27 protein-coding genes are annotated in these 15,091 nt (G+C 55.3%); 2 read left to right on the top strand and 25 right to left on the bottom strand.

The annotated features are described in order from the left end of the window. Window positions 1-60: 60 nt before the first annotated feature. The 23 genes from secY to ACO4XG_RS06760 all read right to left on the bottom strand — a co-directional run bounded on the left by secY (window position 61) and on the right by ACO4XG_RS06760 (window position 11,495). Entirely contained in the window at window positions 61-1,392 is a 1,332-nt protein-coding gene (gene secY, locus ACO4XG_RS06870; protein WP_308508517.1) for a preprotein translocase subunit SecY, read from the bottom strand. 2 nt (window positions 1,393-1,394) lie between these two features. Next, window positions 1,395-1,835, bottom strand: a complete 441-nt coding sequence (rplO, locus tag ACO4XG_RS06865) for a 50S ribosomal protein L15 (protein ID WP_009532626.1) — start codon at window positions 1,833-1,835, stop codon at window positions 1,395-1,397. A 17-nt stretch (window positions 1,836-1,852) separates the two neighbouring features. After that, entirely contained in the window at window positions 1,853-2,041 is a 189-nt protein-coding gene (rpmD, locus tag ACO4XG_RS06860) for a 50S ribosomal protein L30 (RefSeq protein WP_009532627.1), read from the bottom strand. Between the two features lie 16 nt (window positions 2,042-2,057). Continuing rightward, window positions 2,058-2,567, bottom strand: coding sequence for a 30S ribosomal protein S5 (rpsE, locus tag ACO4XG_RS06855; RefSeq protein WP_040799664.1), 510 nt, complete (start codon window positions 2,565-2,567; stop codon window positions 2,058-2,060). Window positions 2,568-2,591: 24 nt separating this feature from the next. Then, complete coding sequence (gene rplR, locus ACO4XG_RS06850; protein WP_009532629.1) at window positions 2,592-2,960, bottom strand: 50S ribosomal protein L18; 369 nt, start codon at window positions 2,958-2,960, stop codon at window positions 2,592-2,594. A gap of 16 nt (window positions 2,961-2,976) precedes the next feature. After that, on the bottom strand, window positions 2,977-3,519 hold the full coding sequence (gene rplF / locus ACO4XG_RS06845) for a 50S ribosomal protein L6 (RefSeq protein ID WP_009532630.1): 543 nt from the start codon (window positions 3,517-3,519) through the stop codon (window positions 2,977-2,979). 64 nt (window positions 3,520-3,583) lie between these two features. Next, window positions 3,584-3,985, bottom strand: coding sequence for a 30S ribosomal protein S8 (gene rpsH / locus ACO4XG_RS06840; protein ID WP_009532631.1), 402 nt, complete (start codon window positions 3,983-3,985; stop codon window positions 3,584-3,586). 38 nt (window positions 3,986-4,023) lie between these two features. Further along, a complete protein-coding gene (locus ACO4XG_RS06835) occupies window positions 4,024-4,209 on the bottom strand; it encodes a type Z 30S ribosomal protein S14 (protein ID WP_009532632.1) in 186 nt (61 codons plus the stop codon). A gap of 18 nt (window positions 4,210-4,227) precedes the next feature. Further along, entirely contained in the window at window positions 4,228-4,773 is a 546-nt protein-coding gene (gene rplE / locus ACO4XG_RS06830) for a 50S ribosomal protein L5 (protein WP_009532633.1), read from the bottom strand. Window positions 4,774-4,796: 23 nt separating this feature from the next. Continuing rightward, the gene (gene rplX, locus ACO4XG_RS06825; RefSeq protein WP_009532634.1) at window positions 4,797-5,102 is read right to left on the bottom strand and encodes a 50S ribosomal protein L24; all 306 of its coding nucleotides are present in this window, start codon (window positions 5,100-5,102) and stop codon (window positions 4,797-4,799) included. A gap of 11 nt (window positions 5,103-5,113) precedes the next feature. Then, window positions 5,114-5,482 carry a 50S ribosomal protein L14 gene (gene rplN, locus ACO4XG_RS06820; RefSeq protein WP_009532635.1) on the bottom strand — a complete coding sequence of 123 codons (369 nt, stop codon included), beginning with the start codon at window positions 5,480-5,482 and terminating at the stop codon, window positions 5,114-5,116. A 26-nt stretch (window positions 5,483-5,508) separates the two neighbouring features. Further along, a complete protein-coding gene (gene rpsQ, locus ACO4XG_RS06815; protein WP_009532636.1) occupies window positions 5,509-5,766 on the bottom strand; it encodes a 30S ribosomal protein S17 in 258 nt (85 codons plus the stop codon). Window positions 5,767-5,784: 18 nt separating this feature from the next. After that, complete coding sequence (rpmC, locus tag ACO4XG_RS06810; protein WP_009532637.1) at window positions 5,785-5,988, bottom strand: 50S ribosomal protein L29; 204 nt, start codon at window positions 5,986-5,988, stop codon at window positions 5,785-5,787. Further along, window positions 5,975-6,451 (bottom strand): 50S ribosomal protein L16, encoded by a 477-nt coding sequence (gene rplP / locus ACO4XG_RS06805; protein ID WP_308508516.1) that lies wholly within the window; start codon window positions 6,449-6,451, stop codon window positions 5,975-5,977. The genes rpmC and rplP overlap by 14 nt, the downstream gene beginning before the upstream one ends. A 3-nt stretch (window positions 6,452-6,454) precedes the next feature. After that, a complete protein-coding gene (rpsC, locus tag ACO4XG_RS06800) occupies window positions 6,455-7,114 on the bottom strand; it encodes a 30S ribosomal protein S3 (RefSeq protein ID WP_009532639.1) in 660 nt (219 codons plus the stop codon). Between the two features lie 11 nt (window positions 7,115-7,125). Beyond that, window positions 7,126-7,524, bottom strand: a complete 399-nt coding sequence (rplV, locus tag ACO4XG_RS06795) for a 50S ribosomal protein L22 (RefSeq protein ID WP_308508515.1) — start codon at window positions 7,522-7,524, stop codon at window positions 7,126-7,128. Between the two features lie 30 nt (window positions 7,525-7,554). Continuing rightward, window positions 7,555-7,839 (bottom strand): 30S ribosomal protein S19, encoded by a 285-nt coding sequence (gene rpsS / locus ACO4XG_RS06790; RefSeq protein ID WP_308508514.1) that lies wholly within the window; start codon window positions 7,837-7,839, stop codon window positions 7,555-7,557. Between the two features lie 16 nt (window positions 7,840-7,855). Further along, window positions 7,856-8,695: a 50S ribosomal protein L2 gene (gene rplB, locus ACO4XG_RS06785; RefSeq protein ID WP_009532642.1), complete on the bottom strand. Its 840-nt coding sequence runs from the start codon at window positions 8,693-8,695 to the stop codon at window positions 7,856-7,858. 52 nt (window positions 8,696-8,747) lie between these two features. Continuing rightward, window positions 8,748-9,047: a 50S ribosomal protein L23 gene (gene rplW, locus ACO4XG_RS06780; RefSeq protein ID WP_009532643.1), complete on the bottom strand. Its 300-nt coding sequence runs from the start codon at window positions 9,045-9,047 to the stop codon at window positions 8,748-8,750. Next, window positions 9,047-9,667: a 50S ribosomal protein L4 gene (gene rplD / locus ACO4XG_RS06775; protein ID WP_009532644.1), complete on the bottom strand. Its 621-nt coding sequence runs from the start codon at window positions 9,665-9,667 to the stop codon at window positions 9,047-9,049. Before rplD ends, rplW begins: the two co-directional genes overlap by 1 nt. A gap of 25 nt (window positions 9,668-9,692) precedes the next feature. Next, window positions 9,693-10,373, bottom strand: coding sequence for a 50S ribosomal protein L3 (rplC, locus tag ACO4XG_RS06770; protein ID WP_308508513.1), 681 nt, complete (start codon window positions 10,371-10,373; stop codon window positions 9,693-9,695). A 58-nt stretch (window positions 10,374-10,431) separates the two neighbouring features. Then, window positions 10,432-10,749: a 30S ribosomal protein S10 gene (gene rpsJ / locus ACO4XG_RS06765; RefSeq protein WP_009532646.1), complete on the bottom strand. Its 318-nt coding sequence runs from the start codon at window positions 10,747-10,749 to the stop codon at window positions 10,432-10,434. 293 nt (window positions 10,750-11,042) lie between these two features. Continuing rightward, entirely contained in the window at window positions 11,043-11,495 is a 453-nt protein-coding gene (locus tag ACO4XG_RS06760) for a hypothetical protein (RefSeq protein ID WP_308508512.1), read from the bottom strand. A gap of 172 nt (window positions 11,496-11,667) precedes the next feature. Between ACO4XG_RS06760 and ACO4XG_RS06755 the strand changes: the two genes are divergently transcribed. Beyond that, entirely contained in the window at window positions 11,668-12,573 is a 906-nt protein-coding gene (locus ACO4XG_RS06755; RefSeq protein WP_308508511.1) for a class I SAM-dependent methyltransferase, read from the top strand. A gap of 66 nt (window positions 12,574-12,639) precedes the next feature. Here ACO4XG_RS06755 and ACO4XG_RS06750 read toward each other — a convergent pair whose 3' ends face one another. Together ACO4XG_RS06750 and ACO4XG_RS06745 are read right to left on the bottom strand one after the other, a co-directional pair. After that, window positions 12,640-13,125, bottom strand: a complete 486-nt coding sequence (locus tag ACO4XG_RS06750; RefSeq protein ID WP_308508510.1) for a YbjN domain-containing protein — start codon at window positions 13,123-13,125, stop codon at window positions 12,640-12,642. A gap of 72 nt (window positions 13,126-13,197) precedes the next feature. After that, entirely contained in the window at window positions 13,198-14,502 is a 1,305-nt protein-coding gene (locus ACO4XG_RS06745) for an HAD-IIIA family hydrolase (RefSeq protein ID WP_308508509.1), read from the bottom strand. 160 nt (window positions 14,503-14,662) lie between these two features. Here ACO4XG_RS06745 and mscL point away from each other — a divergent pair, with 160 nt between their 5' ends. Then, window positions 14,663-15,064 carry a large-conductance mechanosensitive channel protein MscL gene (mscL, locus tag ACO4XG_RS06740; protein WP_308508508.1) on the top strand — a complete coding sequence of 134 codons (402 nt, stop codon included), beginning with the start codon at window positions 14,663-14,665 and terminating at the stop codon, window positions 15,062-15,064. Window positions 15,065-15,091: the final 27 nt, after the last annotated feature.

The following is a 15,091-nucleotide window of genomic DNA, read 5'->3' as shown; positions in this document are numbered from 1 at the left end:
GCCCATCGCAATGTAGAGCATCCGGCGGACAAACTTGCCCGCCGGACGCCGCGCTCTGCGTTAATTTCCGAGGAAGCCTCTGTAGTTTTTCACCAGAGTGATCGACTCAATCGACTTCAGCGTCTCGAGAATTACGCCGACAATAATGATCAGAGAGTTTCCGGTGAACGTGAGCGAGCCGATGTTGAATACGCCCGAGATGAAAATCGGAATCACGGCAACAATCGTGAGTCCCGTCGCACCGAGAAAGATGACATACTTTAAAACTTCACTCAGATAGTCACTGGTCGGACGCCCCGGACGGATACCCGGGATGAAACCGCCGGACTTCTTCATGTTGTTCGCGACCTCCAGCGGGTTGAACGTGATGGAGGTGTAGAAATACGCGAACAGGATGATGAGCACAATGTAAAGCACCAGACCGACCGAGTAAGCCGGACGCTCGGGCTTTAACCAGTTCGACGAGTTCAGAACCATGATGATCTTACCCGGAATGCTCGCATAGTCCACATTGAAGAACTGCGCGATAACAACCGGCATCGACATAATCGAGCTGGCGAAGATAACCGGGATCACGCCTGCGGTGTTGACCTTCAACGGAATCTCCGAGGACTGTCCGTTGCTCATCATTCTTCTGCCCTGCATCTTCGCCGTGTACTGCACCGGAATGTGGCGCTCCGCGTCGCAGAGCAGCACGACAAAGACAGTCATGAGCAGGATGAAGGCCACAATAATCAGGCCCACAACCACTGCCGTCGCCGGCGACTTCGCGTTCATAATGAAGCGCTCCCAGAGCGTTGCGAAGTCGTTCGGAATCGAGGACAGAATGTTAATCAAAAGCACAATCGAAATGCCGTTGCCGACACCCTTCTCCGTGATTCTCTCGCCGATCCACATCAGGAAGGCGGAGCCCGCGGTCATCGCCGCAATCGTGACGAAGACACTCTTCAGGGTGAAGTGGGTCAGAAGACCCTGGCTGCCGAAACCGACCGCCATGGCAATCGACTGAATGAGTGCGAGCGCAACCGTCAGGTAACGCGTATAGCTCAGCATTTTCTTTCTGCCGTCCTCGCCCTCCCGCTGCAGCTCTTCGAGCTGCGGGATGGCAATTGTCATCAGTTCCATGATAATGGAAGAGGTGATGTAAGGCGTGATGCTGAGCGCCAGCACACTCATCTGCTCAAACGAGCCGCCGGTGATCGCATTGAAGAAATTGAATGCGTTGCCGGCGCCCTGACGCTGCTGTTCAAAGAAGTTCTTCAGATAATCCGTATTCACGCCCGGAATGGGAAGATTGCTTCCAAAGCGGATCACAATCAGCATCAGCAGGGTGAAAAGAAGACGATCTCGAACCTCCTTGACTTTTAATGCCTTTTGGAGACTCTTCAGCATGTTTACAGCACCTCGCAGGTACCGCCCACAGCCTCAATCTTTGCCTTTGCGCCCTCGCTGACTGCGTTGACCTTGACGGTCAGCTTCTTCGTGAGCTCGCCGTTGCCAAGGATCTTCACGCCGTCGCGTGCGTGAGAAATGATGCCGAGTGCAATCAGCGACTCAGCCGTCACTTCACTTCCGTTCTCGAACTTCTCAAGTCTCTCGACATTGACCGCCACGATATCCTTCGTGTTGCGGTTCTTGAAGCCTCTCTTCGGAAGGCGTCTGTACAGCGGCATCTGGCCGCCTTCGAAACCCGGTCTCGGAGCGCCGGAACGCGCCTTCTGACCCTTGTGTCCCTTACCGGCAGTCTTTCCGTTGCCGGATCCGTGACCGCGGCCGCGTCTGAAGTTGTCAGAGTGGACAGCGCCCTCAGCCGGTCTCAAATTCGATAAATCCATGACTGAACCTCCTATCCTTATTCTTCTACTTCTTCGACACGCACAAGGTGTCTCACACGCCAAACCATGCCGCGCATCGCTGCGTTGTCCGGCATGACGACGGTCTTATGCATTTTCTTGAGTCCCAGCGCTGCTACAGTCGCTCTCTGCTTCGGAATTGCGCCGATCGGGGACTTGACAAGAGTAATCTTAAGCTGTTTCGCCATGTTCCTGTCCTCCTTTTCAGCCGAGAATGTCTTCCACGGACTTGCCGCGTCTCTTTGCAATCTCCTCCGGAGAGCGGATTGCCTTGAGTCCTTCCAGCGTCGCGAGCACAACATTGGTCTTGTTGTTCGAGCCGAGCGACTTGGTACGGATGTTCTGGATGCCTGCAAGCTCCACAACCGCACGAGCCGGGCCGCCTGCGATGATACCGGTACCTTCCGGTGCGCGCTTCATCAGCACCACGGCGCTGCCGTACTCACCCGTGAAGTCGTGCGGGATGCTCTTGTTCTCGTCAATTGCAACCGTGACAATGTTCTTCATTGCCGCCTCTTTGCCCTTGCGAATAGCCTCCGGAACCTCACCTGCCTTGCCGAGTCCGACACCGACCTTGCCCTTGCCGTCTCCTACAACCACGAGAGCGGAGAAACGCATCGTGCGGCCGCCCTTGACGGTCTTGCTGACGCGCTTGATGGCGACGACCTTGTCGTTGTACTCAGAATTCTTCTGATCGTTTCTATCGCGATTCATTGCCATTGTCTTCTGTTCCCCCTCTTAGAATTGTAAGCCGGCTTCGCGTGCAGCGTCTGCGAGCGCCTGGATCTTACCCGTATAGAGGAATCCACCTCTGTCAAACACGACGGCGCTGATGCCCTGCTCCTTCGCGCGCTCTGCGATGAGCTTGCCGACATATGCAGCAGCTTCCACGGTATCCGTGTGCTCCAGTGCGCTCTTCGCCTCCTTCTCCAGCGTGGAAGCAGCGACGAGGGTACGGCCGACCGTATCGTCGATAATCTGCGCGTACATATGGCTGTTGCTGCGGAACACGGAGAGGCGCGGTCTCTGCGCAGTGCCGCTCAGGTGGCTGCGCATTCTCCAGTGCTTCTTCTCGCGGACAGCTTTTCTGGATTCTTTGCTTACCATAATAAAACCCTCCTAATTATTTCTTACCGGTCTTACCGACCTTGCGTCTGATGGTCTCCGTAGCGTACTTGATACCCTTGCCCTTATACGGCTCAGGCAGTCTCTTCTCACGGATCACGGCAGCATGCTGTCCGACTTTCTCTTTATCGATACCCTGCACCTTGATGATATTCTGACCGTCGAGGACCGTCGTGACGCCTTCCGGATCCTCCATCTCGACCGGATGAGAATAACCAAGAGACAGGACGAGTTTGCTTCCCTGCTTAGCGGCTCTGTAACCAACACCGTTGATCTCCAGAACCTTCTCATAGCCCTCAGTCACGCCGACTACCATGTTCTTGATCAGTGTTCTCGTGAGACCGTGCAGCGACTTGATTCTCTTCAAGTCGTTGGGTCTTGTGACAATAATCTCGCTGCCTTCCTGCTTGATCTCAAGCTCAGCGGGCAGCACTCTCTCCAGCGTACCCTTCGGACCTTTTACAGTCACAAGATTATTTTCTGCGATTGTGACAGTGACGCCTGCCGGAATCGCGATAGGCATTCTTCCAATTCGTGACATGCCGATTTCCTCCTGATGTCGTTAAAATGATCGGGATCTTATGTGCATTTCATGCGGCAATTTCTTACCAGATAAATGCTAAAACCTCACCGCCCACACCTAAACGGCGTGCTTCCTTGTCTGTGATGACGCCCTGGTTTGTGGAGATGATTGCAGTGCCGAGGCCGCCGAGAACCTTCGGCATATCTTCCTTGCCCGCGTAGATACGAAGACCGGGCTTGGAGATTCTCTTCAGACCGCTAAGGATGCGGTCGTTCTTGGTTGCGCCGTACTTCAGCGTGATACGAATGTCCTGGAAGCCCTTGTTCTCGACGAACTCGTACTTCTCGACATAGCCCTCGTTCACAAGAATGTCGGCAATTGCGACCTTCATCTTGGAAGCCGGGACATCGACCACATCATGCTTTGCAGTATTTGCATTGCGGATTCTTGTCAGCATATCTGCAATCGGATCGTTCGTTGTCATGGAATGTTTCCTCCTGTTGGATTTCTATCAGCTTCGCCTTACCAGCTTGCCTTCGTGACACCGGGGATCTGCCCCTTGTAAGCGAGCTCTCTAAAGCAGATACGGCAAATTCCGTACTTTCTGAGATAAGCGTGAGGGCGTCCGCAGATTCTGCAGCGGTTGTACTCTCTGGTGGAGAACTTCGCCGGACGCGCCTGCTTGATCTTCATCGACTTCTTAGCCATGAGTCTTTTCCCTCCTGATTATTTGGCAAACGGCATGTTGAACAGCGTTAACAGGTAGCGCGCCTCTTCGTCCGTCTGTGCCGTGGTGACAAAAATGATGTCCATGCCGCGCACCTTGTCGATCTTGTCGTACTCGATCTCCGGGAAAATCAGCTGCTCTTTGATACCCATTGCGTAGTTGCCTCTGCCGTCAAAGGAGTTCGGGTTCACACCTCTGAAGTCGCGGACACGCGGCAGTGCGAGGTTGATCAGACGATCGGCGAACTCATACATCTTCTCGCCGCGCAGCGTCACCTTGCAACCGATCGGCATATCCTCACGAATCTTGAAGTTTGCGACCGACTTCTTGGACTTCGTAATCACTGCCTTCTGGCCCGCAATGATCTCCAGGTCGCGGACTGCAGCCTCGAGGACCTTTGCGTTCTCCTTCGCCTCGCCGACACCCATGTTGATCACGATCTTGTCGAGCTTCGGGACCTGCATCGGATTCTTGTATCCGAACTTCTCAATCATCTTTGCGACAAGCTCGTTGTCGTAGATTTCTCTTAATCTAGCTCTAGCCACTTGGAATGCTCCTCCTCTCTGCGTTAGTCGATGACCTTGCCGCTCTTCTTTGCGACACGGACCTTCTTGCCGTCTCTCAGCTCAAAGCCGACCTTCGTGCGCTCACCGTTCACGAGGAGCGCCACGTTCGAGACGTGAATGGAACCTTCCTTGCTCACGATGCCGCCGTTCTGGTTCTGCGGGCTCGGCTTCTGGTGCTTCTGCACCATGTTGCAACCCTCGACGATGACTCTGTCCTTCGCCGCGTCCACATGCAGCACCTTGCCGCTCTTGCCCTTGTCCTTGCCAGCGATGATCTGAACGTTATCGTTCTTCTTAATCTTGCGCATTGCGGACCTCCTTATAATACTTCCGGAGCAAGGGAAACGATCTTCATGAACTGCTTTTCACGAAGCTCTCTTGCCACCGGCCCGAAAATGCGGGTACCTGTCGGCGTCTTGTCATCCTTGATGATGACTGCCGCGTTCTCGTCAAAGGTGATGTAAGAGCCGTCTTTTCTGCGTGTCTTCTGCACCGTGCGAACCACGACTGCCTTGACGACATCACCCTTCTTAACAACGCCGCCCGGCGTTGCGTCCTTAACGGACGCCACAATCACATCGCCGATGTGCGCATATCTTCTGGTTGAACCGCCCATCACGCGGATGCAAAGGAGTTCCTTCGCACCGGTGTTGTCGGCAACTCTCAAGCGTGTTTCCTGCTGAATCATGCCGGATACTCCCTTCCTCTACTCGATTATCTCGCCTTCTCGACGATCTCAACCAGTCTCCATCTCTTATCCTTCGAGAGCGGTCTGGTCTCCATGATTCTGACTCTGTCACCGATTCTGCACTCATTGTTCTCATCGTGCGCCTTGAACTTCTTGGTCTGCTTGATGATCTTGCCGTACAGCGGGTGCTTCACGTGATCCTCGACCGCAACCGTGATGGTCTTATCCATCTTGTCGCTGACGACCTTGCCGACACGTGTCTTTCTAAGATTTCTCTCTTCCACGGTTTATCTCCTTTCGGCTCACGCTCTCGCCTGTTCCGTGATAACGGTCTGGATTCTCGCGATGTTCTTGCGAACCTCGCTGATTCTCGCAGTGTTATCCAGCTGGCTGGTGGCATTCTGGAATCTCAGGTTGAAAAGCTCCTTCTTCGCGGAGACCAATGCCTCTCTCAGCTCAGCTGCACTCTTCGCTCTTAACTCTTCGACATACTTATTCGTTTTCACTCTGTTCACCGCCTTCTGCAGTCACTGCGGAAACTCCGTCCACGCCTGCGTTGACCTCTTCCTTGGAAGCAATCTTGCACTTGCACGGAAGCTTGTGCATTGCGAGGCGCAGTGCCTCTCTAGCATCAGCCTCTGCGACGCCGTCGATCTCAAAGAGAACGCGTCCGGGCTTGACAACAGCCACCCAGTACTCCGTGGAGCCCTTACCGGAACCCATTCGGGTCTCAGCCGGCTTTGCGGTGACAGGCTTGTCCGGGAAAATCTTGATCCAGACCTTACCGCCACGCTTCGTATAACGGGTCAGTGCGACACGGGCCGCCTCAATCTGATTGCTCCGGATCCAGCAGGGTTCCTGAGCAACAAGACCGAAGGAGCCGTCCGTGATTCTGTTTCCGCGCATTGCTTTTCCGGCCATGGAACCGCGGAACTGCTTTCTGTGCTTGACTCTCTTAGGCATTAACATAGTTTATTTCGCGCTCCCTTCTCTGGTCTCAGCTCTCGCCGGCAGAACTTCGCCCTTGTAAATCCAGACCTTGACGCCGACCTTACCGTAGGTCGTGTCTGCCTCGGCGAAGCCGTAGTCGATGTCCGCGCGCAGGGTCTGCAGCGGAATGGTACCCTCCGAGTAGAACTCGCTTCTTGCGATATCCGCACCGCCGAGACGGCCTGCGCAGCAAGTCTTGATGCCGAGGATGCCCGACTTCATGCTTCTCTGCATTGCGGACTTCATCGCGCGGCGGAAAGAGGTTCTGTTCTCAAGCTGCTGCGCGATGTTCTCTGCGACGAGCTGTGCCTCTCTGTCCGGTCTCTTGATCTCCTTGATGTCGATGAAGACCTTCTTCTCGGTGAGCTTCGCAACTTCCTTCTTCAGCTTCTCGATCTCTGCGCCCTGCTTGCCGATGACCACACCCGGCTTTGCCGTGTGAATGATCACGCGAACTCGGTCCGAAGCGCGCTCAATCTCGATGTCGCTCACGCCGGAGGCATAGAGTCTCTTCTTCAGGAACTTCCGGATGTTGTAGTCCTCGACTAAGTTGTCCGCGAAGTCTCCCTCTGCGAACCATCTGGAGTCCCAGTCTTTGATCACGCCGACTCTAAGGCCGTGCGGGTTAACCTTCTGTCCCATTCTCTACCTCCTCATCTCTCGTCCAGAACAACCGTGATGTGGCTCATTCTCTTGAAGATTCTGTAGGCTCTACCCTGCGCTCTCGGGTGGACTCTCTTCATGATGGGGCCGTTGCTTGCATAGCACTCTGCGATGTAGAGTTTGTCAGCCTGCAAGTTGTTGTTGTTCTCTGCGTTCGCGATTGCGGACTCCACGAGCTTCTTAATGACGCCGGAAGCATATCTGGGATTGTAAGCCAGGATGCCGAGCGCCGTCTTCACGTCTTTGCCTCTGATTGCGTCCAGTACGAAGCATGCCTTCTGTACCGGGATTCTCGCATAAGAAAGCTTTGCAGACGGTCTCTTGTCGTTCTGTGCGTTTCTCTCTCTCTTAAACTGGGATCTATGTACTTTCTTGTGTACGTTAGCCATGTTGAAACCCTCCTTTCAAACCTTTCTTAATTATCTGGGCGACCCGACCTTCTTCTCGTCTGCGCCGTGACCTCTGTAGGTGCGCGTCGCAACGAACTCGCCGAGTTTGTGTCCGACCATGTCCTCGGTGACATAGACCGGGACATGCTTTCTGCCGTCGTGAACCGCGATCGTGAGACCGACCATAGCCGGGAAGATCGTGGAGCGGCGGGACCAGGTCTTGATAACCGACTTCTGGCCGGATTTGTTCATTTCTTCGACCTTCTTGAGCAGGCTCTCGTCTGCGAAGGGTCCTTTCTTCAGTGAACGTGCCATCTGTATCCTCCCTTAATTAGGCCTTGCCGTTTCTTCTTCTGACAATCAGCTTATTGGACTGCTTATTCTTCTTTCTGGTCTTGAGGCCCATAGCCGGCTTGCCCCAAGGTGTGCACGGACCCGGGCGACCGATCGGCGCTCTGCCCTCACCACCACCGTGCGGGTGATCGTTCGGGTTCATGACAGAACCGCGGACCGTCGGGCGGATGCCCATGTGGCGCTTTCTGCCTGCCTTACCGAGGTTGATGAGGTTGTGCTCACCGTTGCCGACGCTGCCCATCGTTGCGCGGCAGTTAATCGGCACCATTCTCATCTCGCCGGACGGGAGACGAAGCGTTGCGTACTTGCCTTCCTTTGCCATGAGCTGCGCGGTGATGCCTGCAGCGCGTGCAAGCTGTGCGCCCTTGCCCGGGTAAAGCTCGATGTTGTGAATCTCGGAACCGACCGGAATGAGTGCAAGCGGAAGGCAGTTGCCCACTCTCGCCTCAGCCTTGTCGCCGCTCATCACGGTCTGGCCGACCGTGAGGCCCTGCGGAGCCAGGATGTATGCCTTTGCGCCGTCCGCATAGCAGAGCAGTGCAATGTTAGCCGTTCTGTTCGGATCGTACTCGATCGCAACAACCTTTGCCGGGATGTTGTCCTTCGAATTTCTCTTGAAATCGATGATTCTGTACTTTCTTCTCGCACCGCCGCCTCTGTGTCTGACCGTAATCTTACCCTGCGCGTTGCGTCCAGCGTGCTTCTTCTTGCTGACGACCAGGGACTTCTCCGGCGTGGATTTCGTGATCTCAGCGAAATCGGAACCCGTCATGTTTCTTCTCGACGGAGTATACGCGGTATACTTTCTAATTCCCATTGTCTTCTCCTTTAGTTTGTTATCGCGGATTCACACCGCATAGTTTGAGGCATTACAGACCCTGGAAGATCTCGATCTCCTTGGAGTCTGCGGTGAGCTGCACAATTGCCTTCTTGCTCTTCGCGGTCTGACCGACGGTCATGCCTCTGCGCTTGGTCTTGGTCGGGCGGTTCATCGTGTTGACGCTCTTAACCTTAGCGCCCGCGAACATTTTCTCCACCGCTTCCTTGATCATCGTCTTGTTTGCTTCCGGATGAACCAGGAAGCAGTATCTCTTCTCCGCCATGCCTGCCATGCTCTTCTCGGTGACCAGCGGCTTGAGGATTACATCATAGTACTGAATGCTTGCCATTATGCGTATACCTCCTCAATCGTGGCGACAACGTCCTTCGACGTGACCACCGTGTTGTACTTCAGAATGTCGTACACGTTGATGGTCTTCGGCGATGCCGTCTTGACGCCGGCAATGTTTCTCGCGGAGAGAACCGTGGTCTTATCGTTCTCCGGTGCGACAACCAGTGCCTTCTGTACCTTCAGGTTCTTCAGGGTCTCTGCCATCTTCTTCGTCTTGACCTCGCTGAGCTCAAAGCTCTCGAGGACAATGAACTTCTGCTCCTGAACGCGGCTCGAGAGTGCGCAGCGAAGTGCCTGGCGCTTCTCCTTCTTGTTCAGCGTGATGGTGTAGTCTCTCGGGGTCGGTGCGAAGACAACGCCGCCGCCCTTCCACTGCGGAGATCTCGTGGAACCCTGTCTTGCGTGACCGGTGCCCTTCTGTCTCCACGGCTTTCTGCCGCCTCCGGAAACCTCGGAGCGGGTCTTCGCCTTCTGCGTGCCCTGGCGCTTATTGGCGAGCTGTGCGACCACAGCCATATGTACGAGATGCTCGTTCAGCTCTACGCCGAACACAGCGTCATTCAGTTCGATCGTTCCGACTTCTTTGCCGTCGGTGTTGTAAACAGATACGTTTGCCATCTTGCGTTCCTCCTTTCCTCTCGAATTACTTCTTGCTCTTCACGGTCTCGCAAAGCGTGACCAGAGCTTTTCTGGAACCCGGGATTGCGCCCTTGACCAGAATGAGGTTGTTCTCAGCGTCGACTCGCACGACCTCAAGGTTCTGCGTCGTGACCGTCACATGGCCCATGTGGCCCGGCATTCCCTTGCCCTTGAACACGCGGCTCGGATCCGAAGAGGAACCGTTGGAACCCTGGTGTCTGTGGAACTTGGAACCGTGTGCCATCGGTCCGCGGTGCTGACCGTTCTTCTTGATGGCACCCTGGAAGCCCTTACCCTTGGAGACAGCCGTCGCGTCGACCTTGTCGCCCGCCGCGAAAATATCTGCCTTGATGACATCCTTCACGTTGAACGACGCCGCGTTCTCGAAGCGGAACTCTCTGAGGAAACGACCCGCCTTGAACACCTCTCTCTTGTGCTCGCCGCGCGTCACAACTTCCTTCTCGATGCCTGCCTTCTCGAGCTGACCTGCATCCGGCTTGTTCACGAGCTTTGCGCGAATCTCACCGTATGCGACCTGAACCGCATTGTAGCCGTCGCTCTCTTCGGTCTTGACGCGAGTCACGACGCAGGGACCTGCCTGCAGCACCGTGACCGGCACAAGCACGCCGGCCTCATTGTAGACCTGGGTCATACCGACCTTTGTTGCAAGAATTGCCTTTTTCATTTCTTCCTCCTGTTTATCCTACAGCGGAGCGCCGGGGCGCTCATACTAGAGCAGGATATTATTTTGTCTTCATGCGGATGTCAATGTGAACGCCCGCAGGCATTTCGAGACGAGACAGTGCATCGACGGTCTTATCCGTCGGCGCGAGAACGTCGATAAGTCTCTTATGCGTTCTCTGCTCGAACTGCTCACGGCTGTCCTTATACTTGTGGACCGCACGAAGAATTGTAACTACCTCTTTCTTGGTCGGCAGCGGAATCGGGCCGGAAACCTTAGCTCCCGTTCTCTTCACCGTGTCGACAATCTTTCCGGCAGACTGATCAACCAGCTTGTGATCATACGCCTTCAACGTGATTCTCATTACCTGATTTGCCATAAAAAAAGTCGCCTCCTTTTCGCACTTTTTTAAAGTACGACAAGCGGTGACTGTACACAGTGCCGTGTGTGTCCTCCCGGAAACATCACAGCAGGCCTTCTCTCTTTCGAAATCCGGCGCTCTTCGTTTGTACAGTGACTTGTCGTCAGTATCGAGACTTGACATTCGCTCCGCGGAACTCCTGCTCTTTCGAGACAGCAACCTCTCACTTCACAGCTATCATGTCACAGCGCCGTATAGCATACCACAAAAAAAAGAGCTGTGCAAGTAGTGTCACAGCTCTTTTTTTCGCTTTAGTGAGCGGATTCCGACTCCTCCGGCATGGTCGCACTGAGCGGCGGCTCAACAGCCTTGCTCGTGCTCTCCGGCTTCACATAGTTGCCGGCCTTGTTCTTCTTAATCTTCGTCACCTTGCCGGTCGGGCCGTCGTCTGCCTTTGCGGACTCGTGTGCGCCGGTCTCCTCTGTAGCATTCTCTTCAGCCTCTTCCTTGGCCTCTTCGTCTGCCTCCGACTGCTCGATCGAGGAAAGCTCCTCCGGCGAATACGTGTCATAGACGACATTCTCATCGCCCGGATCCGTGCTCTCGCCCGCTACCGTGCTTGCGCCCTCACTTGTCGCCGCCGACTCTGCCGTGCTGCTCTCGGATGCCGCCGTCGTGTCGCTGTTCTTCTTTTTTGCGCCGCAAGCGGTCGCAAGCATCAGGCTCGCCGCCGCAAGGAGCACAACTGCCATCTTCTTTTTCATAAGGTTCCCTCCGTTGTGAACTTCTGTCACTCAGTTTCCGCTATTCTAGCACGACAACAAAATTCTTGAAAGCTTTCCGCGAAAATACAAGAAAGTTGTAAGAAAGCGCCTTGAAGCCCTCCGCTCCCTTTGCTAGACTAGACCCGTATATTCGCTGAGAGAGGAGGCTGCTATGCTGAGAGCCGATCGCTGGAAAGACTATGAAGTATTGGACTGCTCCGGAGGTGAAAAACTGGAGCGCTGGGGGAACTTTTTTTTGGTGCGCCCGGACCCGCAGGTCATATGGCGCGGCGACAAAAAAGATCCCCACTGGAGAAAGCCGGATGCGCACTACCACCGAAGTAACCGCGGGGGCGGTGACTGGGAGTTCTTCTCCCTGCCAAAGCAGTGGGACATCTCCTATGCGCTTCCCGCTTCCCTTGCGAATCCCCGCACGAGTACGCTCCGCTTCCAGTTAAAACCCTTCCGCTTTAAGCACACCGGACTCTTTCCGGAGCAGGCGGCGAACTGGGACCGCTTTTCTTCCATTATTAACGGCGCGGTACAGCAGGGGCGTCCCGTGCGCGTCCTAAATCTCTTTGCCTACACCGGCGGCGCGACACTCGCTGCGGCGGCCGCGGGCGCGGAAGTGACCCATGTCGACGCGAGCAAGGGCATGGTCGCCTGGGCCAAGGAGAACGCAGAGTCCTCTGGGCTCTCGGCGGCACCGATTCGCTGGCTCGTCGATGACTGCGCAAAATTCGTCCAGCGCGAACTCCGGCGCGGTCACCGCTACGACGCCATCATCATGGATCCGCCCTCCTACGGGCGCGGCCCGAACGGCGAGCTCTGGAAACTTGAGGATACGCTCTACGACCTCCTGGTCGACTGTGCCGCACTGCTCTCCGACACGCCGCTCTTCTTCCTGATCAGCTCCTATACGACGGGACTGCAGGCATCCGTCCTCTCCTACCTGCTCGGCGACCTCATTGTGCCGCGCTTTTGCGGAACGATTGCCGCCGAGGAACTCGGTCTTCCGATCAGCGGAAACGGCCTCACCTTGCCCTGCGGCGCGAGCGGCCTCTGGATTGCGCCCTGATGCGGCATAAAATGCCATCTCATCCGTACAAAAAAAGAGCAGCTTTCGGGCTGCTCTTTTCGATGTTTACAGATCCTCTTCGCACTTGGCGACGGCACTCTCCGCCTTCTCCTCATTGAAGACAATGCCGGTAATTGCCCTGCCGTAGCGCTCAAACATCGCCGCCGGGCAGGAAATGCTGTTGTCGATGATGTCGCGATTCGGCACCATACCCGTGCTGTCCACGTGTACCTTAAAGCGAATTTCGCCGTCCCGCATGTCGAGCTCAAAGTTGCCGAGCTTCAGATTATAATTCGCGCGGCAGGTAAACTCCGCCATTTCCTTCATCATGCGCGCATCGTCCTTATCGGCGCCGATCGGCGAAATCGCATAGCAGGTATAGGACTGCTGGCCGACCACAATCACATAGCGGATCTGCTGCAGCTTGCCGTCAATCGAAAGGCCGAAGCGGAACACCCCTGTCTCCTCATCAAACGAAATCTTCCAATCGTTCTCAATCAGATAGTTGTCAATTGCCTCCGCGAGCTCGCGCGAATACTCTCTCTCTGCCATCTTGCCCCCTCCGTCGTACTTATTTTCTTCCTTAGATATTCTACCACGACTTGCACCTTCACTCCAGCGGAATCACTGCTCTTCCAGTATCTTTGTCGCCGCCGTAGCGAGATCATCGGCGACAAGATCCGGTGTGACCGCATACTTTCCGTCTCGTCCGGCCTCTCCGGTCTTAACCAGCACCGTTCTGACGCCGGCATTTTTGCCGCACTGCATATCGCTCGTCGTATCGCCGACCAGATAGCAGGCCGAGAGATCCAGATGATAGCGCTCCGCCGCGCGGCGTAGCATACCAATCTTCGGCTTCCGGCAGTCGCAATCGATTTTCAGTTCCTTCACCTCGCCCGGAAAACCGCTGTCCGGGTGATGCGGGCAGTAAAAGACATCGTCCACAAAGGCGCCCTCGCGCCCGAGCAGGGTCTTCATCTTGTTGAAGATGGTCTCGAGCTCCGCTTCGCTCGTCTCGCCGCGGGCCACAACAGGCTGGTTGCTCACAACAATCGTGAGAAACGCTGAGCTGTTCAGCTGTCTCAGTCCTTCTGCCGCACAGGGCAGGAGTTCCAATTCATCCGGCCTTCTCACAAAGCCGTTGTAGCGGTTGATGACGCCGTCCCGGTCGAGGAACACCGCGCGCTGCGGGAATTCCAGATTCCGCTTTGCCGGAAAGCCCGACTTCCACTCTTCCTCGGCCGCACGAATGCGATCCACTGTGCCGACATCCTTTACATACTCCGGCGAACGGTAGGCGTAAATCGCCTCACCCGCAGCCGCCATGGGTGCTAAAATCTCCTTCTCAAAGTCCGTTTTTTTGACTTCGGGGACGCAGCGCAACATGTCACGCGACAGAATGTAAATGCCTGCGTTCACGAGATTGTCCTGCCAGCCCGTCCGCACATTGTGCTTGGAGTCAAAGCCCGTGACGCGGTTCTCGCTGTCTGTCACAATGAGGTCCGAGTCGTAGGGATGGGCATTCGGGTGCGCAAAGAGCAGGCACGCCGCCCGCTTTTCGAGGAAAAAGCGCTCCATCCGCGCAAGATCAATGTCAAAGCGGATGTCGCCGAAGAGGAGCAAAAAGTGCTCGCTTTCGATTTTCGGCAAAAGCAGCGGAAATGCGCCCGCCGTGCCGAGCGGCGCTGTCTCTTCGACATAGTCGAGCTCCAGACCGAACGCAGCGCCGTCCCCGAAGTAGTCGATAATCTTCTCCTTCAGGTGTCCGACCACAAGGGTCACGCGCCGTATCCCGTAGCGCTTCAGTTGCTCGAGTTGCCATTCAAGCAGGGGCTTTCCGAGGAACGGAGCCATGGGCTTCGGAATTTCGTCTTTTGTGAGCGCCGCGAGGCGACTGCCCTTGCCGCCCGCCATGATTACTGCCTGCATCTTTGCTCCTCTCCGTTTTGTTTGCTGTTTTCTGGTCGATTATACCATAAAATGTCCTTTTTCCGGCGGAACATTCTATTTTTCATTTTCACGGCGCACTGCTATACTAAGTCCGAAAACAGCAATTGTTGCTATTATTGTTTCGTGTAAGGGGGTACTCATGAAGGGATTTATGAAAGAGTTCAAGGAGTTCGCGCTGAAGGGCAACGTCCTCGACATGGCGGTCGGTGTGATTATCGGCGGTGCGTTCAGCACCATCGTGAAGTCTCTGGTCGACGACATTCTCATGCCGTTACTCGGTATGATTCTCGGCCGGATTAACATCGCTTCGCTCGCGCTGACCATCCCGAATCCGCTCGGTGGCGAGGCTGTCTCGCTCGCCTACGGCACGTTCTTACAGAACGTCCTGAACTTCTTCTTCATCGCACTCGCGGTCTTCTGCATTGTGAAGGCGGCAAATACGGTCAGCAAGAAGAAAGAGGAGAAGCCCGAGGATCCGAAGCCGAGCAAAGAAGAGATTCTGCTCACCGAGATTCGCGACGCACTCCGCGAGAAGCACTGACTTTCGCAAAAAAGAACAGCCGGGCAC

The organism is Stomatobaculum sp., from assembly GCF_057248925.1.
The sequence above is the reverse complement of the archived record's forward strand: the minus strand, read 5'-3'. Positions and strand labels throughout refer to the sequence as shown.